At 75.1% G+C, this 25,255-nt stretch carries 19 protein-coding genes; 9 read left to right on the top strand and 10 right to left on the bottom strand.

All coding sequences use genetic code 11. From position 1 onward, the window contains the following. Positions 1-38 precede the first annotated feature (38 nt). Positions 39-1,208: an ROK family transcriptional regulator gene (locus tag J2S66_RS06285; protein WP_310304865.1), complete on the top strand. Its 1,170-nt coding sequence runs from the start codon at positions 39-41 to the stop codon at positions 1,206-1,208. Between the two features lie 61 nt (positions 1,209-1,269). Then, positions 1,270-1,905 carry a DUF6518 family protein gene (locus J2S66_RS06290; protein WP_310304867.1) on the top strand — a complete coding sequence of 212 codons (636 nt, stop codon included), beginning with the start codon at positions 1,270-1,272 and terminating at the stop codon, positions 1,903-1,905. 53 nt (positions 1,906-1,958) lie between these two features. Here J2S66_RS06290 and J2S66_RS06295 read toward each other — a convergent pair whose 3' ends face one another. The 4 genes from J2S66_RS06295 to J2S66_RS06310 form a co-directional block, all read right to left on the bottom strand. Then, entirely contained in the window at positions 1,959-4,502 is a 2,544-nt protein-coding gene (locus J2S66_RS06295; protein WP_310304869.1) for an OmpL47-type beta-barrel domain-containing protein, read from the bottom strand. A gap of 20 nt (positions 4,503-4,522) precedes the next feature. Then, positions 4,523-8,497, bottom strand: a complete 3,975-nt coding sequence (locus tag J2S66_RS06300; protein ID WP_310304871.1) for a ThuA domain-containing protein — start codon at positions 8,495-8,497, stop codon at positions 4,523-4,525. Between the two features lie 33 nt (positions 8,498-8,530). After that, positions 8,531-9,583, bottom strand: coding sequence for a multicopper oxidase domain-containing protein (locus J2S66_RS06305; protein WP_310304873.1), 1,053 nt, complete (start codon positions 9,581-9,583; stop codon positions 8,531-8,533). 398 nt (positions 9,584-9,981) lie between these two features. Beyond that, positions 9,982-10,392, bottom strand: coding sequence for a MarR family winged helix-turn-helix transcriptional regulator (locus tag J2S66_RS06310; RefSeq protein WP_310304874.1), 411 nt, complete (start codon positions 10,390-10,392; stop codon positions 9,982-9,984). Between the two features lie 229 nt (positions 10,393-10,621). Between J2S66_RS06310 and J2S66_RS06315 the strand changes: the two genes are divergently transcribed. Further along, positions 10,622-11,551 carry an alpha/beta hydrolase gene (locus tag J2S66_RS06315; protein ID WP_310304876.1) on the top strand — a complete coding sequence of 310 codons (930 nt, stop codon included), beginning with the start codon at positions 10,622-10,624 and terminating at the stop codon, positions 11,549-11,551. A gap of 6 nt (positions 11,552-11,557) precedes the next feature. Here the strand turns inward: J2S66_RS06315 and J2S66_RS06320 are convergent, their stop codons facing one another. From J2S66_RS06320 to J2S66_RS06340, 5 genes are all read right to left on the bottom strand, one after another. Continuing rightward, positions 11,558-12,424: a metal ABC transporter permease gene (locus tag J2S66_RS06320; RefSeq protein ID WP_310304878.1), complete on the bottom strand. Its 867-nt coding sequence runs from the start codon at positions 12,422-12,424 to the stop codon at positions 11,558-11,560. Then, complete coding sequence (locus J2S66_RS06325; RefSeq protein WP_374726191.1) at positions 12,421-13,146, bottom strand: metal ABC transporter ATP-binding protein; 726 nt, start codon at positions 13,144-13,146, stop codon at positions 12,421-12,423. The genes J2S66_RS06320 and J2S66_RS06325 overlap by 4 nt, the downstream gene beginning before the upstream one ends. Before the next feature lie 53 nt (positions 13,147-13,199). Further along, positions 13,200-14,114 carry a metal ABC transporter substrate-binding protein gene (locus tag J2S66_RS06330; RefSeq protein WP_310304881.1) on the bottom strand — a complete coding sequence of 305 codons (915 nt, stop codon included), beginning with the start codon at positions 14,112-14,114 and terminating at the stop codon, positions 13,200-13,202. Positions 14,115-14,336: 222 nt separating this feature from the next. Continuing rightward, positions 14,337-16,511 carry an MMPL family transporter gene (locus J2S66_RS06335; RefSeq protein ID WP_310304884.1) on the bottom strand — a complete coding sequence of 725 codons (2,175 nt, stop codon included), beginning with the start codon at positions 16,509-16,511 and terminating at the stop codon, positions 14,337-14,339. A gap of 6 nt (positions 16,512-16,517) precedes the next feature. After that, positions 16,518-17,111 (bottom strand): TetR/AcrR family transcriptional regulator, encoded by a 594-nt coding sequence (locus tag J2S66_RS06340; protein ID WP_310304886.1) that lies wholly within the window; start codon positions 17,109-17,111, stop codon positions 16,518-16,520. Between the two features lie 127 nt (positions 17,112-17,238). Between J2S66_RS06340 and J2S66_RS06345 the strand changes: the two genes are divergently transcribed. Further along, on the top strand, positions 17,239-17,655 hold the full coding sequence (locus tag J2S66_RS06345; protein ID WP_310304888.1) for a PGPGW domain-containing protein: 417 nt from the start codon (positions 17,239-17,241) through the stop codon (positions 17,653-17,655). 62 nt (positions 17,656-17,717) lie between these two features. After that, positions 17,718-19,241 carry an outer membrane protein assembly factor BamB family protein gene (locus J2S66_RS06350; protein WP_310304890.1) on the top strand — a complete coding sequence of 508 codons (1,524 nt, stop codon included), beginning with the start codon at positions 17,718-17,720 and terminating at the stop codon, positions 19,239-19,241. 42 nt (positions 19,242-19,283) lie between these two features. On the opposite strand, the gene J2S66_RS06355 is transcribed toward J2S66_RS06350, so the two are convergent. After that, positions 19,284-19,694 carry a hypothetical protein gene (locus tag J2S66_RS06355; RefSeq protein WP_310304892.1) on the bottom strand — a complete coding sequence of 137 codons (411 nt, stop codon included), beginning with the start codon at positions 19,692-19,694 and terminating at the stop codon, positions 19,284-19,286. A gap of 175 nt (positions 19,695-19,869) precedes the next feature. Between J2S66_RS06355 and J2S66_RS06360 the strand changes: the two genes are divergently transcribed. From J2S66_RS06360 to J2S66_RS06375, 4 genes are read left to right on the top strand one after another with little or no spacing between them, the layout of a single operon-like run. Next, the gene (locus J2S66_RS06360) at positions 19,870-21,366 is read left to right on the top strand and encodes an ABC transporter substrate-binding protein (protein WP_310304894.1); all 1,497 of its coding nucleotides are present in this window, start codon (positions 19,870-19,872) and stop codon (positions 21,364-21,366) included. Continuing rightward, positions 21,363-23,117, top strand: coding sequence for an ABC transporter permease subunit (locus J2S66_RS06365; protein ID WP_310304896.1), 1,755 nt, complete (start codon positions 21,363-21,365; stop codon positions 23,115-23,117). Before J2S66_RS06360 ends, J2S66_RS06365 begins: the two co-directional genes overlap by 4 nt. Then, complete coding sequence (locus J2S66_RS06370; RefSeq protein ID WP_310304898.1) at positions 23,114-24,349, top strand: MFS transporter; 1,236 nt, start codon at positions 23,114-23,116, stop codon at positions 24,347-24,349. The genes J2S66_RS06365 and J2S66_RS06370 overlap by 4 nt, the downstream gene beginning before the upstream one ends. Before the next feature lie 39 nt (positions 24,350-24,388). Continuing rightward, on the top strand, positions 24,389-25,165 hold the full coding sequence (locus J2S66_RS06375) for an alpha/beta fold hydrolase (RefSeq protein WP_310304901.1): 777 nt from the start codon (positions 24,389-24,391) through the stop codon (positions 25,163-25,165). Positions 25,166-25,255 lie beyond the last annotated feature (90 nt).

The raw sequence follows: 25,255 nt of genomic DNA on the forward strand, positions 1-25,255 counted from the left end.
CCTGACCAGGAGCTTTTCCGCTCTGCGACACTGGGGCGATGGACAGGGCACCGGGTTCCGCCACCGCTTCCCCCGCCGCGATCCTGGGGCTGCTCAGGGACGGCCGGCCGCGCACCCGGGCGGACATCGCCGCCGAGACCGGGCTGGCGAGGTCCGCCGTCCGCACCCGCCTCGACGCCCTGCTGGGAGCGGGGCTGGTCACCGAGGGCGCCAACGGGCAGTCCACCGGCGGCCGGCCGGCCGACCTGTTCGCGTTCAACGCCGGCGCCCGGTCGGTGCTGGCCGCCGACGTCGGCGCGACCCGCGCGAGGGTGGCGGTGACGGACCTCGACGGCCGCCTGTCCGCCGTCGAGGAGGTGCCGCTGGACATCGCGGACGGCCCGACCGCCGTGCTGCCGCTGCTGGTCAAGACGTGGCGCGGGATGCTCCCGGACCTCGACCCGGCGACGCTGGCCGGCGTCGGCATCGGGCTGCCCGGCCCGGTGGAGCACTCCACCGGCAAGCCGAACAACCCGCCGATCATGCCCGGCTGGGACGGGTTCGACGTCCCGGCGGCCGTCGGCGCGGAACTCGGCGTGCCGGTCCTGGTCGACAACGAGGTCAACCTGATGGCGCTGGGCGAGCACACGCGGTGCTTCCCGGACGCCCGGCACGTGATCGTGGTCAAGATGGCGACCGGCATCGGCGCGGGTTTCATCAGCAACGGCGTGCTGCACCGCGGCGCGGCCGGCGCGGCGGGCGACCTCGGGCACGTGCACGCGCCCGGCGCGGACGACGTGCTGTGCCGGTGCGGCAACACGGGCTGCCTGGAGGCCGTGGCGGGAGGCCCGGCGCTGGCCTCGACCCTGCGCTCGCGCGGCGTGGAGGCGCGGACCGCGGCGGACGTGGCGCGGCTGGTCCGGGAGGGCAACGCCGAGGCGGGGCGCGTGGTGCGCCAGGCGGGCCGCGAGGTGGGCGAGGTGCTGGCCGCGTGCGTCAGCATGTTCAACCCGTCGCTGATCGTGGTGGGCGGGCTGGTCGCCCAGTCGGGGGAGATGCTGCTCGCGGGCGTGCGCGAGTCGGTCTACCGCCGCTCCCTGCCGCTGGCGACCCAGGACCTGCGCATCGTCACGTCGAAGGCGGGCACCGAGGCGGGTGTCCTGGGCGCGGCGGTGATGGTCGTCGAGCACGTGCTGTCGGCCGAGGTGCTGGACCGCCGCCTGGCCTGAGGCGATCCACCCGGCTATGAACCGCGTGTATACACTCGGTTCATAGTCGGGAGGTGGGCGTGTGACCACACGTGTGCGGAGCGGTGCGGTGGGCGCGGTGTCGTGGCCGGGGATGACGGTGGCGCCGCTGGCCGTAGGGCTGGGGATCGGGGTGCTCACCAACCTGGCGCAGGGGTGGCTGCCCGGCGGGTGGAACCAGGTCGCCAACTCGGGGGCGGTGTGGAGCCTCGCGGCCTTCGTCGTCGGCGCGCTGCTGGTCGCGCGCTCGTCGGTCACCGCGGCGGTGGTCGGCGGCCTCGCCGTGGAGTGCGGGCTGGTGATCGGCTACTACGGGTTCGCCGAGGTCGGCCGCGACGGCATGGGCGACCCGTTCTGGCCGTTGGTGTGGCTGGTGCTGGCGTTCGTGGCCGGGCCGCTGTTCGGGTGGGCCGGCGCGTCGTGGCGGCGGGGCCGGCGGGTGCCCGCCCGCGTGGTCGGGTTGGCGGCCCTGGCGGGCGTGTTCGGCATGGAGGCCGTCCACTACGCGTGGAACCTGGGGTACGCGGCGAACGCCTGGGCGTTCGGAGCGGTGGCCGTCCTCGTGCCGCTGCTGGGCCGCACGCACCGCGAGCGGGCGTGGGCGCTCGCGGCGGCCTGCGCGCTCGCCCTCACGGCGTTCGCGGTGGTCCTCCCGGTGCTGGACGGCCTGTCCGCCTGAACCCCGGACCCGTGGCGGGCACGGGTCCGGGGCGGGTGCTCACAGGCGGGTGCTCACAGGCGGGCGGGACCGTGCGCGGCGGCCTCGACCAGGGCCGACGCCTCGCGGTCGCCGGCGCGCCGCCCGGCCGTGCCCCGGGTGCCGTCGGCCGCGACGGCGGAGGCGCGCGCCGCCGCCGTCGTCGCGGTGTGGTCCCCGGTGATGCCGCCGCGCACCCGGTTGTTGGCGGCCACCTCGGCCACCGGGGCGTTGGCCGACAGCCGGAGCGTCCCGTTGACCACGTTGTCGTCCAGCGTGGTGCGGCCGGTGGTGTTGGAGATGACGACGTCCCGCGCGAAGTAGCCGCCCGAGGCGCAGGTGTCCAGCGCGCCGTTCGGGCCGAGCTGGATGCCGCCGAGGCTGCCCGCGAACGTCGCCTTGCCCAGCACGGCGCCGCCGCAGACGACGCTGCCGGTGGCGTTGTTCAGCACGGACAGCGTGCCGTCCACGAACGTGCCGTGCAGGTCGGTGAAGTACGCGCCGTTGGTGCCGACGTCGCCGGTGACCTCGCTGTCCACCAGGCTGACCTCGCCCGCGCCGACCGTCACGTCGCCGTCGATCGCCGAACCGCCCTCCACGTACAGGAAGCCCTCGGCCGCCGCCGAGCCCTTCGGCTCCACGAGGACCCGGCCGGTGTCGCTGTTCCCGAGGAACACGCCGAAGCCGCCGGGCGCGAGCACGACCTGCCCGTCGACGCGGGTGTCGGTGAGGTCGAGGTAGCCGTCGGCGGCCACCCGGACCGCGCCGTTGACGGTGCCGCCCGCCACCACCAGGTTGGCGCCCGCCGCCACCTGCACGTCGCCGGTGATCGTGGTGCCGTCCAGCGAGCACGACTCGCCTGCGGGCACGAGCAGGTCGTTGGGCACCGTGACGGCCCCGCCACTGCCGACGCAGTGCGTGACCAGGCCGGCGTGGGCGGTCGGGGCGAACACCGCCGAGGCGGCGACGATGCTCAGGGTCGCGAGGACGGGTGCGGTCCGTCTGGCCATGGTCGTTCTCCCTGCTGGGTGCGGACGGGTCTGGTTGCCGATGTCGGATCGCGAGGCCGCGCGCACGAGGACGCCCTGCTCCCGCCGGGTCAGCAGGCCGCGGGCCACCAGGTCGCCGGTGACGCGCTCCACGTGCCGGACGAACGCGCCGTGGTCGACGTGGTCGCCGTGCTGGTCGACCAGGTCGCTGACGGTGCAACCGTTCCCGGTGTCGGTGTTCGCGACCCCGGTGTCGTCGTCGCCGATGACCACCGTCGCCCGCGTGTCGGAGTCGGGGCAGGCGTCCTGGCCCGGCGCCACGACGCTGAACGACAGCGACTTCTCCGGCGCGGTGTTGCCCGCCCCGTCGGTGGCCCGGTAGCGGACGGAGTGCGCGCCCTGCGCCCGCACGACCACCGGAGCGGTGTGGCGGGTCCACGCGCCACCGTCCACCGCGTGCTCGACGACCGCCACACCGGAGCCGTCGTCGGAGGCGGTGATGGTGACGGTCGCGACGCCCAGGTAGTTCCCGTCCGCGTCCCGCTGACCGGTCACCGTCCCGGTGACGGTCGGCGGTGTGGTGTCCTCGACGGGTGCCGCCACGACGGTGAAGGCGCTCATGCCCTCCGGTGAGGTGTTGCCGGCGTTGTCGGTGGCGCGGTGGTGGATCATGTGCGCGCCCGGCGCGGTGACCTCGACGGGTGCGGTGTAGGGGGTCCAGGGGCCGCCGTCGAGGGTGTACTCCGTCGTCCGGACGCCGGACCCCGCGTCGGTGGCGGTGATGGTGGCGGTGGCCTTGCCGAGGTACTGGCCGCTCGCGTTCCGCTCGCCCGTCACCTCGGCCGCCACCGCCGGCGGCGTCGTGTCCTCCGCGGGGCGTTCGACCACGCGGAACGCCGTCGACCCGACGGCGGACACGTTGCCCGCCCCGTCCGTCGCCCGGTACTGCACCGCGTGGTCGCCCACCGCCGTGACCCGCACCGGCCCGGTGTAGGTCTCGAACCCCGCGTCGTCGACCTGGTACTCGATCGAGGCGACGCCCGACTGCGCGTCCGAGGCCGACGCGGTGACGGTCGCCTCGCCCAGGTAGTCGCCATCGGCGTTCCGGTCACCGGCGACCTCCGCCGACACCACCGGTGGGGTGGTGTCCTCGCCACCGCCGCCCGCGGTCACCACCAGCTCGCCGACCATCGTGCCGTGCCCGGGGATGGTGCAGTGGTAGCGGTACTTGCCCGGCGTCAGCACGACGTCGACCTGGTGGCGGCCGTTGGCGCTGTCGAACGGGTTGGCCAGGACGTCCACCGCGACGTCGTGGTTGTAGCCGGGCGTCTCCGTGTCGAACGTCAGCGTGTGCGGCATGCCGGTCGTGTTGCCGGTCGCCTCGCTGTTCTCGAACACGAGGGTCGCCGCGCCCGCCACCGCCGCGGCCGGCGCCGTCCGGTAGCGGGTGATGTCGTTGTCCGCCGTCCAGGTCAGCACCTGGGCCACGGCCACCGGCGCCGGGGCCGTGGACGTCGGGGCGGCGGACGCCGGCGGCGCGGACGCCACCAGCAATCCGCCCACCAGCGCGGCGATCGAGCGTCGGAGCACGGGGAACCCCTTCCGGCCGGTCACAGCGACCGCACCCGGACGTGGCGGATGTCGATCACGTCGTTCGTGCCGTGGTTCTGGAGGCCGAGGAACCCGGCGGCGAACTGCCGCAGGTCGGTCGGCGGGTCGCCGGCCCGGGAGGACTGCCTGCCCGGCGCGTTGTCGAACTCGTTGACCACCACGCCGTCGCGGGTGATCGTGTAGTGCTGCCCGACAACCGTGATCTCGTAGTCGCTCCACACGCCCTTCGGGGTCGCGCCCGCGCCCGGCAGCCCGACCGGGTCGAAGTTGTAGACCGAGCCCGTCTTCTGCGGCTCACCGGTCTCGCCGTCGTAGATCTGGATCTCGTGGCCGCAGAAGATCGCCACCCACGCCGGGGACGTGCGGGCGCTGCCCGTGGTGCCGCAACTGCCCGGCGGGCGCTGCTCCAGCGGCGTGCGCGGGTCAGGGAACCTGGTGAACACACCGCCGTTGGCCCGCGTGCCCTCCGGTGACGAGTCGCGGAACTGGAGCTTCAGCGAGAAGTCCCCGAACTGCTTCGCGTGGTACCACAACATGCCCAACCCGCCGGAGGACCGCAGCACGCCGTCCGGCTGGACGGAGAACGACCCGGATGGGGCCTGCGTCCACCCGCGCAGCGACCGCGCGGTGCCGTCGAAGATCGGCTCGTACCCGGTGTTGGCGGGCGTGCCGACGTCGGACGCCGCCGCCGCGCGCACCAGGGCGCTGTTCTCGCGCCCGCTGACCACGCCGTCGCGCTGCAACCGGTCGGCGACCGCCGTGACGTGCCGGACGAACGCGCCGTGGTCGGCCCACGGGCTCTCGTCGTCGATCAGGTCGTTGATCGTGCAGCCGCCGCCGACCTGGTCGTTGGGCACGCCCGAGTCGACGCCGCCGAGCCACACCGCGTCCCGCTCGTCGGCCACGGCGCACCCGACGTCCACCTTCAGCGGCAGCACGTGCCGCTCGCCGTCGGCGTAGGCCACGGTCAGCTCCGCGTCGTACGAGCCGGGCCTGGCGTAGGTGTGCCGCGGGTCGGCCTCGGTGGAGGACGTCCCGTCGCCGAAGTCCCAGCGGTGAGAGACGCCGCCGGACTTCGAGCCGGTGAACGCGACGGTGAGCGGCTTGCCCTGCACCGCCACCGAGGTCGCCGACGGCGCGGGGGTCGGCGCCCCGCCCCGGTAGGAGATCCTGATGAGCTTCTGGTTGGCGTGCAGGGTGAAGAACCCGCCGCCGTAGTCGAGCAGGTACAGCGCACCGTCCGGGCCGAACTTCGCGTCCATCCAGCTCTGGAGCCGGTGGTCGCCGTTGCCGCCGGGGATGATCGCCCGCAGCGTCTCGACGAACACCGGTGGCGCGGCGGTCGGCACGCCGTCCGGGTCCACGGTCACCGCGACCCGGTTGGCCGAGTTGCTCTGGTCGCCGATGAACCACTTGCCGTCCCAGTGCTCCGGCCACGCGGCCCCGCTGTCGGTGTCGACCAGCTCGCGGCGGTAGATCGGACCGGTCATCACGGCCTGGCCGCCGCCGCGCAGGTACGGCTGGGTGTACGTGGCATCGGCCGGCTTGTACGTCGGCACGCCGTCCGGGCGCAGCGGGAACACCGGTCCGCCCCCGCCCGGCGAGTACCAGAGCATGTTGGCCTTCACCGGCGGCAGGTCGACCAGGCCGGTGTTGCGCGGCGAGGTGTTCTTCGGGGCGTCGCAGTCGTACCAGCCGGTCAGCACCTTGGCGTCGGTGTCGCTGCGGTCGCGGTAGGGCTGCTTGTCGCCCATGCAGTACGGCCAGCCGTGGTTGCCGGCCTCGGTGATGATGGTCGCGGTCTCGTACTTGGCCGGACCCAGGTCGGGACTCGGGTTCGTGGCGTCCGGACCGACCCACGCGGCGGTCAGCCACTGCGTGACGGGGTCGACCTGGAGCCGCGAGATGTTGCGCACGCCCATCACGTAGATCTCGGGGCGGGTCTTGTCGGTGCCCGGCGGGAACAGGTTGCCCTCGGGGATGGTGTAGGTGCCGTCCGGCTCGGGGTGGATGCGGATGATCTTGCCGTTGAGGTCGTCGGTGTTGCCGGCCGTGCGGCGGGCGTCCTGGAAGGACAGTCCCTGGTACTCCGCCGTCCAGTTGTTGCCCGAGTAGCCCTGCGAGCCCTCGGAGGAGTTGCTGTCACCGGAGCCGACGTAGAGGTTGCCCGCCGCGTCGAACGCCATGCCGCCGCCCGCGTGGCAGCAGCTGTGCTGCTGGGCGGTCCACTGGAGCAGGTCCACGCGGGAGGCCAGGTCGATGCTCCGCGTGGCCTTGTCGTAGGTCAGCCGCGAGATCGTGCGCTTGCCGGTGCGCTTCTCCCGGTCCACCGTGTCGTGCGGCATCCAGTAGACGTAGAGCCACCCGTTCCGCGCGAACGCGGGGTCGGGCACGATGCCGAGCAGGCCCTCCTCGTTCTTGACCAGCTCGGACCCGCTGCCCCGGTTGCCCATCACGGGCAGCGTGGCGAGCAGTTCGACCTCCTCGTCCCCCGGCGTGAACCGGTGGATCGTGCCGCAGCCCAGGCCGACCTCCGGCTTGGCCCAGTCGGCGACCGGCCCGGTGGGGCAGGCCGCCTTGCCGACGTAGAAGACCGTGCCGTCCGGTGCGACGGTCAGGCCGTGCGGCTCGCCGATCTGGTCGAGCCGCCCCTGCTGGTTGGCGGCGGTCAGCCGTTCGACCTCGTAGTTGGCGGCGATCGTGGCCCGGCAGTCGCCGCGCACCATCCCGGTGGTCCACTTCAGGGCGCCGGTGAGGTGCGTGCGGAACGCCTGCGCGTCGTAGCTGCCCGCGGTGTGCCCCATGCCGGTGTAGAAGGACCGGCCGCCGTCGTAGTCGCGGCACCAGGACACCGGGTGGAACGCGCCGTTGGCGCCCGGACCGGCCCGGTAGCCCCACTCCTCGACCTGGGCGACGGTGTGCACCAGGCCGACCGGGTTGGGGTCCCAGTTGTACCAGCGATCGGACAGGGTGGCGTTGAGCGGCAGGTCCTCCGTCGCCGGGTGCAGCCGGTCCAGGACGTTGACCCGGGCCTCCTGCACCGCCGGCGTGGGCGGGGGAGTGGGGTCGCCGGACAACAGCTCCAGGTCGGCGAGCTGGATCAGCGGCTCGCCGCCGTTCGCCGTGATGTTCAGCCGGTAGTGCGGGAACGACCGGGGCTCGGCGACGGTGAACGTCCGGGTGAGCAGGCGGTCGTCGAACGACTGGCCGGTCCGCCGGTCGAGGTCGGTCCACGTCGTGCCGTCGGCCGAACCCTGGAGGGTCCAGTCGCGCGGGTCGCGCCCGGCGGAGTCGTTGGCGGAGGTGAGCGAGTACCGGTTCACGGCCGCCGCGGCGTTGAGGCGGTAGGCGACCCAGCCGGTCGTGGCGCGGGTCAACCACTTGGTGCGGTCGTCCCCGTCGGTCAGCTTCTCCTTGGTCTCGTTGGGCGGGTTCTCGCCGCTGGCCGTCACCGCGGCCACGGTCTCCGGCGTGTTGTTCCCGCCCGCCGGGCGGGTGCCGATGAGCCCGGTGAACCAGGTCGAGTCGGCCTGCGCCTTGGCGGCGTCGCCGACGCCGAGGAACCCGCCGCCGTTCTCCACGTACGCCTGGAGCGCGGACTCCTGCCCACGGCTGAGGGCGACGCCCGCGGCGGACAGGAACACCACGCCCCGGTGCCCGGCCAGCTCGTCCGCGGTGAACACCGCCGGGTCGGACGACGTCTCCACGGTGATGCCGTTGGCCGCGCCGATCTCCCGGAACACCGCCGCGGCGCGCGCGACCGGGTCCTCCTGCCCGTCGGCCGGTCCGTGGAAGACCAGCACCGACGTGCCCGTGGCGGTGACGGCCGGCGCCTGCGGCGGCTGCGCGGTCGCGGGGGTCGGGGCGAGCAGCCCGCCCACCAGCGCCGCCGCGGCGGTCGCCGCCACCAGCGCCCGCGCGCCCCCGCGTCGCCTGCCCCCGCGTCGCCTGCCCGGAGAAAACCCTCTGCCCATCGCCGACTCCTTCACCGTTGGCAGGCCGTGCGGTCAGTGGTGTTCGTGCGGCTGTGCCCGGTCCGGCGCCTGTCCGGCCGCGCCCGCCGTGCCGTGGGCGTGGCCGCGGAAGCGGTCGACGGCGTCCTGCGCGCCGGGCGGCATGGAGCCGTCGGCGTTGCGCACCAGGAAGATGCCCGACATCCCCGTCTCGGAGTGCGACTGCACGTGGCAGTGGTACATCCACGCGCCCGGGCCGACCCCGTCCCCGGCGATGACCTGGAACCCGAACGAGCTGCCGGGGTTGAGGTCCTTGTTGTCGACCACTTGGCTGGGGTCCGCCGGGCCTTCGAGCATGCCCGTGCGGTTGTCCGCCCAGCGGTGCGCGTGCAGGTGGAAGGTGTGGAACTGGTTGCCGTGGCCGATGGCGATCCACTCGACGCGCTGGCCGAGGCGCGCCTCGAAGATCGGCGTGTGCGGCGCGACCTGGTTGTTGATCGACATCTCGTTGAACACGGCGACGAACTGCCTGTCGGGCAGCAGGTCGCCGCGCCGGCGCACGACCAGCGCCCCGTACAGGCCGCGCGCGACACCCAGCGAACCGTGGTCGGTGCCCATGGCGTGGTCGTGGTAGTGCCAGTAGCCCGCGCTGCCCGGCATGAACCGCCTGCTGCCGCCGCCGGCGCCGGTCATCCCGCGCGTGCGCCAGGTGTAGACGCGCGTCTCGCCCGGGTTGTTGAAAGAGTTGTTCAGCGGCGCGCCGTCGGAGTCGGTGCTGTAGTCCACGCCGTGCGGGTGGATCGACATCCGCCGGTCGGTGTTGTTGACCAGCGTGATCTCCAGCGTGTCGCCCTCGTAGACCTCGAAGGTGGGGCCCGGGACGGTGGCCTCGCCGGGAGCCAGGCCGTAGCCGTAGAGGTTGCCGGGCAGGGCTTCGGCGTAGACGGTGAGCCGCTTGACGGTCCCGTCCTGCGCCGCGGCCTCCCGGAGGGGCGTCGCGCCCGGGGCCACGACGGCGGGGACGGCCAGGCCGACCGCGCTCGTCGCCAGCACGGTGCGACGGGAGATCAACCTGGCCAGCCGGCCGGTCTGGGCGTCGTTGTCCATCCTGCTCCGTTCGGCGCGCGACGGGAACCGGCCCTCGGGCCGTTGGGCAGTCGGAAGAGCCGAAAGATCGTCGGTGACCCGAGTCGACGGACGGACTTTCGGTCGTTGTCCTCGGACTTTTGCATCAGACTCATTCAACTTATGAACGATCTATACAAAACTGAAGGGCCGAACGGGGGAGTCACCGGACAAGCCTGTGTCATTTCCGACCGGTACCGTCACCGTGCGCACGAGTTGATCCAGTCCACCGCGAGTCTGCACGCGACCTGGCTGGAGGCGCGCGACGAGTGGCGTCGGGGCTCCACGAGGACGGCTTCGGCCTGCTCGCGTCCGACGGGACCGACTCGCCCGAGGGGTTCGCGGCGTGGCCGGCGCGGCCCGGTGGCACGACCGGCGGTTCAGCCGTGCAGCGCCCGGTCCAGGATCGCCGCCAGGGTCTTCAGGTCCGCCTCGTCCAGGCCGGCCAACGGGGTCTGCCTCAGGGTCGCGCGCATGACGTCGGCGCGCACGCGTCGCCCCGCGTCGGTCAGGACCAGCACGCGCGAGCGCCGGTCCCGCGGGTCGGCGACGCGCGTGACGAGGCCCCGGCCGACGAGCTGGTCGGTGACGAACGACAGGTTCGGCGCGTTGCAGTGCAGCCGCCCGGCCACCGCCTTCATCGACGGCGGCTCCTCGGCCGGGTCGATCGCGCACAGCGCCTGCGCGGTGGCGTGGGTGAGGCCGTGGTCGGCGAGGACGGTGGCGATCCGGTCACCGGTGAGCATGAAGACCTCGTGGTTGGCCCGCACGACGGCCTCCAGCTCGTCCATGCGGCCACGGTAACAGCTTCGAACCTCGAACGGATTTGCTTCGAGTCTCGAAGCTGTTACCGTTCCGGCAAGAACTTCGAGACTCGAACTACGGAGTGCCGCGCGTGAACCCGTTCACGCGCGGCGCCCCCGACGTCCGCGACCGCGGTGCGGCGTGCCGGGGCGCGACGCCCACCGGCTGTGATCCTGTGCCCACCACCCACCCCGAACCCGTGGAGGAACCGAACCCGTGGACATCGAGCTGATCGACCCCGAGTTGCGCGGTCCCGTCCGCCGCCTGCCGCCGCTGCCCATCGGCAACCGGCTGGTGCTGCGCCTGGTCCGCGCCGCGAGCGCGCGCATCCCCGCCGCGCGCGCCGACGACGTGCGGGTCCGCGACGTCGTCGGCGCGCCCGCGCCGCTGCGGCTCTACCGGCCGGTCGCCGACGCCGTGCCCGCCGCGCTCTACTGGGTCCACGGCGGCGGGTACGTGCTGGGCAACCCGAGGATGGACGACGCCCGCTGCGTCGCCCTCGCGCGCACGCTCGGCATCACCGTGGTCTCCGTCGACTACCGCCTCGCGCCCGAGCACCCGTTCCCGACGCCCCTCGACGACTGCCTCGCGGGCTGGACGTGGTTGCACCGCAACGCGGCCGAGCTGGGCGTCGACCCCGCGCGGGTCGCCCTGGGCGGCGCGAGCGCGGGCGGCGGCCTGGCCGCGTGCCTCGTCCAGCGGCTGCACGCCGAGGGCGGTCCGGCACCGGCCGCGCAGTGGCTCAACTCGCCCATGCTCAACGACCGCACCGCCGCCCGCCGCGACCTCGACGCGGTGAAGCACCGCGTGTGGGACAACCGCCGCAACGCCACCGGCTGGCGCGCCTACCTCGGCGGTGAGCCCGGCGCGCCCACCGCCCCGGCGTTCTCCGTCGCCGCCCGCGCCGCGGACCTGGCGGGCCTGCCGCCCACGTGGATCGGGGTCGGCTCCGTCGACCTGTTCCACGACGAGGACCTGGCCTACGCCGAGCGCCTGCGCGCCGCGGGCGTCGAGGTCACCGCGGACGTGGTGCCGGGCGCGCCGCACGGGTTCGACAGCTGGGCCCGCCGCACGGGGGTGACGCGGCGGTTCCACGCCCGCGCGGACGGCTGGCTCGCCGACGCGCTCGGCGTGCCACGCGGGTGACGGGGGTCAGCCGCACGTCCGGGCACGGCGGCGGCCCGCCGCGATCCGCCCCGCGAGGGCGCCGTGCGGCCCGAACAGGTACGCCGGCAGGAACACCGCCCCCTGCACCAGCACCACCATGGCGCCGGACGCGGTGTCGAGGTGGTAGCTCAGGTACAGCCCGACCACCGCCGCGCCGACCGACACCGCCGGTGCGATCACCAGCATCCGCCCGAACCGGTCGGTGAGCAGGTGTGCGGTCGCGCCGGGGATGATCAGCATCGCCACCACCAGCACCACGCCGACGACCTGGAGCGCCACCACGCAGGTCAGCGCCAGCAGGCCGAGCAGGGACGCGCCCAGCAACCGCGGGTCGAGGCCGATGGCGTGGGCGTGCACCGGGTCGAAGGCGTAGAGGGTGAAGTCGCGGCGCTTGAGCAGCAGCGCGGTGAGCGCGACCGCGCCGAGCACGGCGATCTGGCCCAGGTCGGCGCGGCCCACGCCGAGCAGGTTGCCGAACACGATGTGGTTGAGGTCCGTCTGGCTCGGCGTCACCGAGATCAGCACCAGCCCCAGGGCGAACAGCGTGGTGAACACGATGCCGATCGCCGCGTCCTCCTTGACCCGGCTGGTGTCGCGGATGACGCCGATGAGCGCGACGGCGAGGAAGCCGAACACCACCGCGCCCAGCGCGAACGGCGCGCCCAGCACGTAGGCCAGCACCACGCCGGGCAGCACGGCGTGCGCCACCGCGTCCCCCATCAGCGACCAGCCGATGAGCACCAGCCAGCACGAGAGCACCGCGCACACGGCGGCGGCGATCACCGTGGCCGCGAGCGCCCGCGCCATGAACCCGTAGCCGAGGGGTTCCACCAGCAGTTCGTACGCGGTCACCCGGCCTCCCCGTCGCGCGCGGTCACGTCGAGGCCGAACGCGCGGACCAGGTTGTCCGGCCGCAGCACCTCGTGCGGCGGGCCGTGCACCAGGACGCGGCGCATCAGCAGCACCGCCTCGTCGGCGAGGTCGGGCAGCGCGCGCAGGTCGTGCGTCGACACCAGCACCGCGGCGCCCTCGGCGGCCAGCTCCCGCAGCAGCCGCGCGATCGTCGCCTCCGACCGCTTGTCCACGCCCGAGAACGGCTCGTCCAGCAGCAGCACGCGGGCCTGCTGCGCGATGCCGCGGGCGACGAACGCGCGCTTGCGCTGCCCGCCCGACAGCCGGCCGACCTGCCGGTCGGCGAGGTCGGCGAGGCCGACCCGCTCCAGCGCCCGGTCCACGGCGTCGTGGTCGGCCCGGCGCGGGCGGCGGGTGAACCCCAGCCCGCCGTGCCGCCCCGTCATCACCACGTCCCGCACGGACACCGGGAACGACCAGTCGACCGCCTCGCTCTGCGGCACGTAGGCCAGCTCGCCCGCGCGCCGCGCCGCGCCGGGCGGGCCGCCCCGGACGCGCACCGCGCCGCGGTCCGGCCGCACCAGGCCGGTGATCGCCTTGAACAGCGTGGACTTGCCCGAGCCGTTCACGCCCACCAGCCCGCACACCCGACCGGGCCGGAGGGACAGCGTGACGCCGTCGAGCGCGAGCACGTCGCCGTAGTGGACCGTCACGTCCGCCAGTTCGACGGCGTCGGCACCGGCGACGCCGACGGCGACCCCGACCTCGGCCGCGCTCACCCCGCCCTCCCGGTCAGCGCGGCGGTGATGGTCCGCGCGTCGTGGCGGACCAGGTCCAGGTAGGTCGGCACCGGACCGTCCGGTGTGGACAGCGAGTCGACGTAGAGCACGCCGCCGAACGCGGCCCCGGTGGCGGCGACGACCTGCCGCATCGCCGCGTCGGACACGGTGGACTCGCAGAACACGGCGGGCACCGCGTTGGCGCGCACGAAGTCGATGACGCCCGCGACCTGCTGCGGGGTCGCCTGCTGCTCGGCGTTGACCGCCCAGAGGTAGCGCTCGGTCAGCCCGGCGTCGCGAGCCAGGTAGGAGAACGCGCCCTCGCAGGTCACCAGCGCACGCTTGCCGGCGGGCAGCACCGCGAGCGCCGCCACCAGGTCGTCGTGCACCCGCTGGAGCTCGTCCCCGTAGCGGTCGCCCGCGGCCCGGAAGTCGGCGGCGTGCGCCGGGGCCAGGTCGGTGAAGGCGCGGACGAGGTTGTCCACGTAGGTCCGGACGTTCAGCGGCGACATCCACGCGTGCGGGTTCGGCTTGCCCGCGTAGGCGTCCTCGGCGATCGGCACCGGCTCGACCCCGTCGCTGACCACGACGTGCGGGGCGTCGACCTCGGCGACGAACCGCGCGAACCACGCCTCCAGGTTCAGTCCGTTGTCGACGACCAGGTCCGCTCGCGCGGCCTTCTTGACGTCGTCCGGTGTCGGCTCGTAGCCGTGGACCTCCGCACCGGGCTTGGTGATCGACTCCACCCGCAGGTGCCCGTCCGCGACGGTGGCGGCGATGTCGGCCAACACCGTGAACGTGGTCAGCACCACGGGCCGGTCGTCCGACGCGATGACGCCGGTTCCGCCGCACCCGGTGGCGAGCAGTGCCGCGGCGGCGGCCGCACCGATGACGCTGAGCAGCTTCGACATGCCCGGACCGTACGGTCGCGCGCGTCCGGCCGCAGGTCCTGTGCACCTAAAAGCGCAGTGCCGCTACCTCGTTCGGACCACACTGGACGGTGTGCCCGCGAACGCTGCGCAGCCGGCGTCGGCCGAACGGTCGGGCGGTTGAGCCGTGCGGCGCTGGACCGGAACGCGAGGAGCCCCCACGACGGGTCGTGGGGGCTCCTCGCGTGGACGTGACCGCCCGGGTCAGCCGGCGACCTCGGCCCTGGGCCGCTCGTCGGCCCGCGCGGGGTGGTCGTCGAGCTGCGTGCCCTCGACGTCCAGCTCGGGCAGCCGGTGCAGCCACTTCGGCAGCCACCACGCCTTCTCGCCGAGCAGCGCCAGCGCCGCCGGGACGATCACCATGCGGACCACGAAGGCGTCCACGAGGATGCCGATCGCCAGGGCGAACGCGATCGACTTGATCGTCGGCTCACCGGACGGGACGAAGCCCGCGAACACCGAGAACATGATCAGCGCGGCGGCGACGACCACGGGCGCGGCCTGGCGGAAGCCGGTGGTGATGGACGTCAGGGGAGCATTGCCGCGGTGGTGCGCCTCGTGCATCCGGGACACCAGGAACACCTGGTAGTCCATCGCGAGTCCGAACAGGATGCCGATCACGATGATCGGGGTGAGGCTGATCAGCGGTCCGGTGGTGTCGAGGTTGACCGCGCCGGCCAGCCAGCCCCACTGGAACACCGCGACCGTCGCGCCGAGCGACGCGCCGATGGTGAGCAGGAAGCCCAGCACGCCGACCAGTGGCACCAGCAGCGAGCGGAACACCAGGATCAGCAGGATCAGCGCCAGGCCCACGACCACGGCCAGGTACAGCGGCAGCGCGCTGTCGAGCGTGGCGGCCACGTCGACGCTCACCGCGGTGGCGCCGGTGACGTAGGTGGTGACGCCCTCGGTGCCGGCGAGCCGGTCGCGCAGGTCGTCGACGAGCCGCAGGGTGGCCTCGCTGGTGGGGCCGGACTCGGGGATGACGGTCAGCATCGCGGCGGTGCCGTCGGCGTTCGGCGCCGGCGGCGTCACGAGGGCGACGTCGTCGACCCCGGTGATCTCCTGACCGGCCTCGGTGGCGGCCTGGACCGCGCCGTCGCCCTCGAACAGGACGATGAGCGGGCCGTTGAAGCCCTCGCCGAACCCGTCGGACAGCAGCTGCTCCGCGCGGGCCTGGGTGCTCGTCGCGGGCGGCGTCTGCACCAGGGTCGTCTGCATCGACGCGGCCGGGACGGCGACCGCGCCCAGGGCGAGCACGGACAGCAGCAGCGCGGTGACCCGGCGGCGGGTCACGCCGCCCGCCCAGCTGCGGTAGAAGCCCCTGCTCTCGTGCTCGTCGGTGGTGGCGGGCGCGGTGCGCTGCTTGCGGGGCAGCGCGCGGCGGCCGAGGTAGCTCAGCACGGCCGGCACGAGGGTGACGGCGATCAGGACGGCGACGACGATGGTCACGGCGGCCGCGATGCCCATCTGGGTCAGGAACGGGATGCCCGCGACGGCCAGGCCCACCAGGGCGATGACCACGGTGATGCCCGCGGTGACCACGGCCGACCCGGCGGTGCCCACGGCGATGCCGATGGCGTCGCCGACGTCCCGGCCGCGCCGCAGCTCCTGCCGGTAGCGGTTGATGATGAACAGGGCGTAGTCGATGCCGACCGCCAGGCCCAGCATCGTGGCCAGGATGGGCGTCGTGGACGACAGCTCCATGAAGCCGGTGGCGATGGTGACGCCCAGCGCGCCGATGCCCACGCCGACCGCGGCGGTCAGCAGGTTCATGCCGGCCAGGACGAGCGAGCCGTAGGTCAGCGCCAGGACCAGCAGGGCCAGCGCGACGCCGATGACCTCGACGATGCCGCCGATGTGCGGCGGGGCCTGCACGGCCTCACCGGTGACCTCGGCGGTCATCCCGGCGGCCCGCGCGTCGGCCACGGCGTCGAGCAGCGCGGTCCGCTGCTCCCCGGTCACGTCGCCGGCCTTGGCGTCGAAGGTCACCGTGCTGTACGCGGTGTCCTGCGCGGGGTTGACGGACGGCGCCCGCGGGTCGAGCGGGTTGCTCGCCGAGGACACGCCCGGCAGGGTGCCCAGCTCGGCCACCAGTTCGCCGATCCGCTGCGCGTTCTCCGGCGTGGTGAGCTGCTGCCCGTCCGGCGCCTTGAGCACCACGCGGGCGGTCGCGCCGCCGCCGGAGCCGAACTGCTCCTTGATCTTGTCCAGGGCGGTGGTCGACTCCTGCCCCGGGATCGAGAAGCTGTTCGAGGTCGGCCCGGCCAGCGTGAGGGCGCCGACGCCCGTGCCGGCCAGGACGAGCAGCCACAGCAGGACGACGGCCAGTCGGCGCCGGTGGGCGCCGAAGCCGAGTCGGTACAACAGACGAGCCATGCGGATTCAGTCCTTAGCCAAGGCGGGATCGGGGTCGGGTGAGGTGGCGTCCGGGCGTCGGTGGCCGAGCGCGTCGAGGCAGGTGGTGATGATGTGGGGGCGCCAGGCGGTCTTCTCGCCCGCGCGGTTGGCGGTCACGCTGAGCACCGCCAGGGCGGCCAGGGCGCCGACGACGCGGATGGCCCGCTCGACGTCGGACCCGTCCGGGGCGACGGCGAACACCTCGAAGACCATGACGTCCTCGATGGCGATGACGGGCTCCTCGGGCGAGGTCACCGCGCCGAAGGCCAGCGACACCAGCCCGGGCAGGTCCAGGGCGACGTCGGTCAGCAGCTCCAGCGCCCGCCGGTCGCGCGCCGGACCGGGCGGCAGCTCCGCCACCTGGTCGAGCACGCGGCGGCCCTGCGCCTGGCACGCCTCCTGCGCGGCCTCGAAGAGGGCGTCCTTGCTCGGGTAGTGGTGCAGCAGCCCGGCCTTGGACAAACCGACGGCGTCGGCGAGGTCCTTCAGCGAGGTGTGGGCGAACCCGTGCCGCGCGAACAGGCCGGCCGCGAGGTCGAGGATCTCCATCTCCGCGCGGTGCCGGGTCGGTCGTGCCATGGGGACCACGATACCCAGCGACCTACCGATTCGGTCGGTAAACCGACCGAATCGGTAGGTGGGCTGCGTCACCCGGGTCGTCGGCCGCCGGTGAGCGTGCGGACGCGGGGGTGGGCAGACTGGGCGGATGCGCGGAGGCCGATCGGTGAAGAAGGTGGGCGTCGTCGTCGCGGGCGGGGCGCTGCTCGTCGTCGGGGTGCTGCTGCTCGTGCTGCCCGGACCGGGCCTGCTGCTGGTGCTCGCCGGCCTCGTGGTGCTGGCGTCGGAGTTCCCCGCCCTGGAGCGCTACGTGGACCCGGTGCGCGACCGGGCGATGAAGGCCGCGGAGGACAGCGTGGCCTCGCCCCTGCGTCTCGCCGGCTCGGTGCTGGCGGGCCTGCTGCTGATCGCGGCGGGCGTCGTGTGGGGCCTGGTGGAGTCGCTGCCGTTCGGCGGCTGGAGCACGGGGTCGAGCCTGGTCCTGTCCGGCCTGGTGCTGCTCGGCCTGCTGGTCTGGAGCTATCGCCGGGTGCGCGCGAAGGCCGGCGGCCGGTCGCGCACCTGACGTTCACCTCCGACGGGGAACGCACGGCCGGGTCGGGCCGTCGCAGTCGTGTGCTGCGGTGGATGACGGTGGTGGGCGGGCTGTGCGCGGTGGTCGCCCCGTTCCTGCCCGGTGGTGCGACGCGGGCCGACGGCGTGGCGCTCGCCGGGTACGCGGGCGGGGTGGTGCTCGCCGTGCTGCTGGGCCTGGCCCGGTCGCGCCGGGTGCGGGTCGCCGGGGGAGTGGTCGGGGTGCTCGCCGCCGGCGCGGCGGTGGTGCGGCTGGTGCTCGACGTGGCCGGTGGCGTGCCGGGGGCGGACACCGCCGTGCTGGCGGTCGGCGCGCTGGGTGCTGCGGTCGGCTTGGTCGGGAGCACGTCGTGGCGTCCCCGCCCGGTGGGCGTGCTCGCGGCGGTCGCGGTGCTCGCGGCGGCGGTCGCGTCACCCGCCGTCGTGGACCGGGTCGCGACGCGCGCCGAGACCCGTGACGCGCGGGACTTCGCGCCCGAGCCCGTGCCCGACCGGCCCGGTGGCCGCCAGTGGTCGTGGCAGCCGCCCGCGGACGTCACCGACGTCGACGCCGCCGGGCACGGGGTGGTCGTCGCCACCGCGGACGGCGCGGTCACCGCCCTGGACGGCCCGGACGGGCGTCGGCAGTGGGCGTACGCCCGACCCGGCGCGCACGTCCGCGACGTGCTGGTCTCGACCGACGGCGAAGCGGTCGCGGTGGCCTTCGCCTCCGCCGGGGACACCCGGTCGAACCTGCTGGTGGTGCTGGACGCCGACACCGGCGCGGAGCGGTTCCGGCGGGTGGTGCCCGCGGTGCTGGTGCAGACCCGGCAGGTCGTGGTGACCGCCCGGACCCTGGTGATCCGCGACGACGCCCACACCGCGTACGACCTGGGCACCGGCGAGGAGCGCTGGCGGTGGTCGCCGCCGGGCGGCTGCACGAGCCCGTTCAGCCTCCTCGCCCGCGGGCGGACCGAGGTCCTGGCGCCCGTGCAGTGCCCCGGGGAAGTGGGGCTCCTCGCGCTCGACGAGGTCACGGGGGACGAGCGGTGGCGGCACGAGGTGGCCGTCGACGACTCCGCCGGCGAGCGCATCGACGTCCTGCCCACGAGCACGTCGGACGGGGCGGCGGTGTGGTTGCGGATCGTCGGCGGACCGGCCGCGCCCGGTTCGGTCACCAGCGGCCTGTTCGACACCGGGACCGGCGCACTGCTGGCCGGGCCGCCCGCGCCGTGGTGGCCGCGCGCGGACGTCGGCGTCACGCCGCTCCTCGAACAGCAGGCGGGCGCGGAGGTCGAGGCGCTCGCCGCGCTCGACCTCACCGGCGCCTCCCACCCGCTGGACCTCGCGCTCTGCCCGCTGCGCTCCGCCGACGCGACGACCGCGCGCACCTACCTCAGGCTGTGCGGCGACACCGGGCGGGACGTGACGCTGGTCGTGCAGGCGTGGGACGGCAGCCCGCCCACCTCGATCCCGGTCCGGCTCGACGGCTCGGGGTCCCGGCAGGACCTGCGCCTCGTGCCCGCGCCGGGCGCGATCGTCGTGGCGCGCGGCACGTCCGGCGGCACCCCGGCGCCGGTCGTGGGGCTGTCGGGCTGAGGGGCGGGGGTCCGGGAGCCGGGTCGCGGGAGCCGGCGGGCGTCAGGAGGCGACGAGCGGTTTCGGCTCGCGGAACAGCAGGGCCGGCACGGCCGGGCGGCGCGACCGGGTGATCGCGGGCGCGACCGAGAGGACCACCTCGGGCTCGGCGGGCGCCGCGGGCCGCTCGCGGCGGGGCCCCGGTGCCGCGGCCGTCGGTGCGGCGGCGAGCTGCCGGCCGGCGCGGGTGATCCGCAGCAGCCACACCGCCTCGTCCCGGTCCCCGCGGTGCTCGGCCTTGAGGCGGGCGAACGCACCGCGCACGCGGGCCGCCAGCACCTGGTCGGCGGCGACCGCGGCCCAGACGGCGCGCACCGCCGCGTCGTCGGCCTCCACCGCGCCGCGCACGTGGTCGAGCAGTTCTCCGGGCGAGGAGGCGGCCCACGCCGAGGCCGTCTTCTGAGCTTTCGTCATAGCGCCTCCATTACCCGCAGTACACGGACGTTAGGCCACCTGGGGTGTGATGCCGATCACTTCTCCGTCCGCAGGGCTGCTGGGGTGGGGGGTCGTGGGGTGCCCCACACTGGCTTTGAAAATGATAATCGTCTGCCTTAGGTTCGCGGCACCACCGCCGAACCCCGGGAACGCCATGCACCTGCGCTCGCCCCTGCCCGCCCTCGCCCTCGTCGTGGCGTCGTCGCTCGTCCTCGGCGGGTGCTTTGCCCAGGACCCGAACGCGACCGCGGGCGACGCCGGCGGTCGCATCAAGCTCGCGATGCTGCAACCGCCGCGCTCGGGCCTCTCGCCGTTCAGCGACGACGCGTTCAAGCTCTCCCGCTGGTCCACCGCCGAAACGCTGGTCACCCTCGACGCCGACGGCAACGCCGGTCCCGGGCTGGCCACCGGGTGGCGACGCACCTCCGACCTCGCCTGGGAGTTCACCGTCCGGCCCGGCGTGACCTTCCACGACGGCACGCCGCTGACCGCCGACTCCGCGGTGAACACCCTGACGCGGGCCGTCGCCGCCTCGCCCAAGCCGCGCATCCTCGACGGTGTCGCGCTCACCGCGCGGGCCGAGGGGGACCGGGTCGTCGTCACGACCGGCGAGCCCGATCCGCTGGTGCCGCAGCGGCTGTCGTCACCGCAGCTCGCGATCCTCGCCGCGAGCGCCTACCGGCCGGACGGCTCGGTGGACCCGGTGGGCACGGGCACCGGACCGTTCCGGCTGGTCGCGGTGAACGGCACGACCACCGCCACCCTCGACCGGCACGACGGCTACTGGGGCGGCAGGGCCCGCGCCGCCGGGATCGACGTGTCGTTCGTCCCCGACGGCACCGCCCGCGCCGCCGCCATCCGCAGCGGTGAGGCGCACATCGCCGAGGCCGTGCCCGTCTCGCAGGCCGCGCTGCTCGACCCGGCGACCATCACCGAGGTGCCGATGCCGCGCACCAACACCCTGTACCTGAACACCCAGGCCGGCCCCTTCCGCGACGCCGGTCTGCGCGCCGCCGCGCGGGAGGCGATCGACGCCGGCGAACTGGTGCGCGGCGTCTACGAGGGCCGCGCCGACGTGGCGGCCGGCCTCCTCGGACCCGCCCTGCCCTGGGCCGCCGAGGGGCGCACCGCGCCGACCGGCCGCGCCGCCGCCACCCCGCCGCGGGGCGCGGCCATCACCCTGGCCACGTTCTCCGACCGCGCCGAGCTGCCCGAGGTCGCCTCGGTCCTCCAGCAGCGGCTGGAGGACGCCGGGTTCGCCGTGGAGCAGGTCGTGCGGGAGTACGCGCACATCGAGGAGGACGCGCTGGCGGGGGAGTTCGACGCGTTCGTGCTGTCCCGCGCCACCGTCCTCGACTCCGGCGACCCCGTCGCCTACCTGCGGTCCGACTTCACCTGCGACGGGTCGTTCAACATCGCGCGGCTGTGCGACCCGGCCGTGGACGAGGCGGTCCGGACCGCGTCCCTCGCCGAGGCGGGCGACGGCCGCCGCGCCGCGATCCTGGCCGCCGAGGCCGCCGTGCTGCGGACCGACGCGGCGATCCCGATGCTGCACGAGCGGGTCGTGCAGGGCGACGCCACGTCGGTCGTGGGCTCGGCCAAGGACCCGCGCGAGCGCGTGCTCGTCACGGTCGACACCCACCTGAGGTGATCGCGCCCGCCCTGGCCCGCGCCGGCGGGCTCGCCGCCGTCGTCGCGGCCGTCGGCCTGCTGCCGTGGCTCGCCGGCCGCGACCCCGCGCTGTCCGTGCTGCGGGCGCGGTCCGCCGAGCAGGAGCCGACGCGCGAGGCGCTGGACGCGGTGCGCCGCGAGCTGGGGCTGGACGCGGGACCGGTGGCGCTGTTCGGCGACTGGCTGCTCGACGCGGTGCGCGGCGACCTGGGCCGCTCGTGGGTGACCGGCCGCGACGTGCTGCCGTCGGTGCTGTCCGGGCTGGGCGCGTCCGTCACCCTCATGGCGGCGGCCCTGCTGGTGGCCGTGCCGCTGGCCGCCGCGTTGTGCGCGCCCGCGCTGGTGCGGGGCGCGCGCGGCGACCTGGTCCGCTCCGGCGGCGGTGTCGGGGCGCTGCTCACCGCGGTGCCCGAGTTCCTGCTGGCCACCGTTCTGCTGGTGGTGGTGTCGGTGTGGTGGGGCTGGCTGCCGCCCTACGGGTGGCAGGGGGTCGGGCACGTCGTGCTGCCCGCACTGGCCCTGGGCGTCCCGGCCGGCGCGGTGCTGGGGCGGCTGGTCGACGACGCGCTGCCCGCCGTGTTCCAGGAGCGCTGGGTGGTGCTGTGGCGGTCGTGGGGGTGCGCGCCGGGCGTCCTCGCGCGGGCGGCGCTGCGCCGCGTGCTGCCGCCCGTGCTGCCGCAGCTCGGGCTGGTGGCCGTCGGGCTGACCGGCGGGGCGGTGGCCGTCGAGGTGGTGTTCGCGGTGCCCGGCCTGGGGCGCACCGCGCTGGGCGCGGCCGAGTCGCAGGACCTGCCGCTCCTCCAGGGTTCCGTGCTGGCCCTGGTCCTGCTGGGCTTCGCGGCCGGGCTCGCGGTCGCGGTCGCGCGGCACCGGGTGCTCGGGCCGGCGCTGCGCGACGCGGCGCTCACCGCCCCGCCGCCGGTGGCCTCCCGGGCGCGCCCGGGAGTGGTGGCGGTCAGCGCGGTGCTGCCCGCCGTCGTCGTCGGCTGGGGGCTCACCCGCGAACCGCTGCGCCTGGACACCGCCGCGCGACTCCTCCCGCCGTCCTGGGCGCACCCGCTGGGCACGGACGCGCTCGGCCGCGACGTGCTCGCCCGCGTCGGGCACGGCGCGCCCGCCACGCTCGGCGTCGCGCTGGTGGTGTGCGCGTGCTCCTACGCGGTCGCCGTCCTGCTGGGCTTCCTGCCCGGTGTCGCGCAGGGGGTCGCCGAGACCGCCAACGCGGTGCCGCCGGTGATCGCCGGCCTGCTCGTCGCGGCCGCCGCCGGACCCGGCGCGACGGGCGCGGCCGTGGCGGTCGGCCTGGTGTCGTGGCCGCCGCTCGCCGCGCACGCCGCGGCGCTGGTCCAGGAGGCGCGCGCGGCCACCCACGCCGAGGCGCGGCGCGCGCTCGGCGCATCTCCACTGTGGACGGTGACGCGGCACGTGCTGCCCGCCGTGGCCGGACCGGTGGCCCGCCACGCCGTGCTGCGCCTGCCCGGCATCGCCCTGGCGACGGCCTCGCTGGGGTTCCTCGGCCTCGGCGCCCAACCGCCCACCCCCGAGTGGGGCCTGCTGCTCGCCGAGTCCCTGCCCTACCTGGAACGCGCACCGTGGGCGGCCCTGTCGCCGGCGGTGGTGCTGCTGTCGCTGGCCGTCCTCGCCGTCTCGTCGCCGGCGGTCGCGTCCCCGACCACCCCGTCGCGGGCCGCCTCGGCGTCGGCGACCTCGACGTCGGCGGGGAAGGCGTGACCGGGCGGCACGGCCCGGTCGGCCTGCTGGTGGGCACCCAGTTCGCCTTCAACCTCGGCTTCTACGCGGTGCTGCCGTACCTGGCGACCCACCTCACCGGTGAGCTGGCGCTGTCCGGGTGGCTGGTCGGGCTGGTGCTGGGCCTGCGCACGTTCAGCCAGCAGGGCCTGTTCGTGGTCGGCGGGGCGCTGACCGACCGGTTCGGCCCGCGACCGGTCGTGCTGGTGGGCTGCGCGCTGCGGATCGCCGGGTTCGCCTGGCTGGGGTTCGCGGGCGGCACGTGGTCGGTCGTCGGCTCGGTGCTGCTGATCGGGTTCGCCGCCGCGCTGTTCTCGCCCGCCGTGGAGACCGGGGTCGCCCGCCTGGCCGTGGCCCGGGAACGCCTCACCGGCGTGCCGCGCACCCGGCTGCTGGGCGTGTTCCACGCGGCGGGCCAGGCCGGGGCGCTCATCGGTCCCGTGCTGGGCGCGGTCCTCGTCGGCACCGGGTTCCGGGCGGCCTGCCTGGCCGGCGCGGCCGTGTTCGCGGTGATCCTGCTCGGGCACCTGCTGCTCATGCCGGCCGGGGGAGCCGCACCCAGGGGAGCCGGACCCGGTGGCGTCGGCGCGCCGGTGTCGTCCGCCGGCGGTCTCGCGGACGTGCTGCGGCACCGGAGCTTCCTCGCGCTGTGCGCGGCCTACGGCGGCTACCTGCTGCTCTACAACCAGATGTACCTGGCGCTGCCCGGCGAGGTGCGGCGCGCGACCGGCGACCAGGCCGCCCTCGGCTGGCTGTTCGCCCTGTCCTCCGCGCTGGTGGTCGTCGGCCAGGTGCCGGTCTCGCGGTGGGCGTCCCGCGCGCTGTCGCCGCGCGGCGCGGTGCTGGCCGGCTCGGCGCTGCTCGCGGCGGGCTGCGCGGCGACGGCCGTGCTGCTGCCGGTGCGGGCGCTGGGCGGGCTGCTGCCGTCGGTGGTGTTCGTCGTGCTCCTCACGGCGGGGCAGGTGCTGATCGTGCCCGCCGTGCGGGCCTGGGTGCCCGACCTGGTCGACGACCGCAGGCTCGGCCTCTTCACGGGTGCGCTGTCCTCGGGCGCGGGGCTGCTGGTCCTGGTGGCCGGTGCGCCGCTGGGCGCGGTGTTCGACGCCGGCGGTCCGCTGCCCTGGCTGGTGCTCGCCGGGGTGGCCGCGGCGAGCGCCACCTGCGTGCCGCGGCACGTGCCGGCGTCGGCGTCGGCATCGGCATCGGTGAGGTGAATCGGTTTCAGGTGCGCCCCGGTGCGGTACGCCTCGCGGGTGACCGGAGGAACCGACGAAGTGCCGCCACGACGTGAACAGCCGTTGCGGGTCCGGTGGAACGCCGGCGTGCGCAGCCTGGAGAAGGGGGACGGAGACGGGCCGGTGGTGGCCGTCGTCCCCGGCCTGGGCGCGCTGGGGTACCTGGTGGACACCGCGGCCCGCTGCGGGGAGTGGACCCGGGCCGCGCTGCTGGACGTGCCGGGCTTCGGCCACCGACCGCCCCGGCCGTGCCGCGCCGACGTCACCGGGGTCGCCGACGCGGTGGAGCGCTGGCTCGACGCGGCGACCGGCGACGCGCCCGTCGTGCTGGTCGGGCACTCGACCGGCGCGCAGGCGGCGGTCCACGTCGCGCTGCGCCGGCCCGAACAGGTGCGCTCGCTGGTCCTGATGGGGCCGACGTTCCCGCCCGAGCAGCGGCGCTTCGCCGGGCTGGTCCGCGCGTACGTCCGCAACTCCCGCCGCGAACCGCCCGGTCTGATCCCCGTCACGTGGCCGTACTACCTGCGCGGCGGACCGCGCGAGCTGGCGCGGTTCGTGCGCTCGGGGCAGCGGGACCGCCCGGAGCACACCATCACGGGGGTGCGCTGCCCCGTGCTGCTGCTGCGCGGCGAGCACGACGCGTTCGCGCCGCCGGAGTGGGTGGACCGGCTGGCGTCCGCCGCGCCCGACGGCAGGGTGGCCACCCTGCCCGGCGCGCACACGTTCCCGTACCGGCAGGGCGCGGAGACCGCCGCCCGCATCGAGGAGGCCGCCCGGCACGCGCACCGCCCGTGACCGCCGGGTCACCGACCTCGACGGGGACCGCCGTGGCGGCGCGCCGACCCCGGCCCGTCGCGTGTACGGTGTCCGGGATCCAAGCGCCCG

The sequence above is a fragment of the Saccharothrix longispora genome (genome assembly GCF_031455225.1).
Lineage (GTDB): Bacteria > Actinomycetota > Actinomycetes > Mycobacteriales > Pseudonocardiaceae > Actinosynnema > Actinosynnema longispora.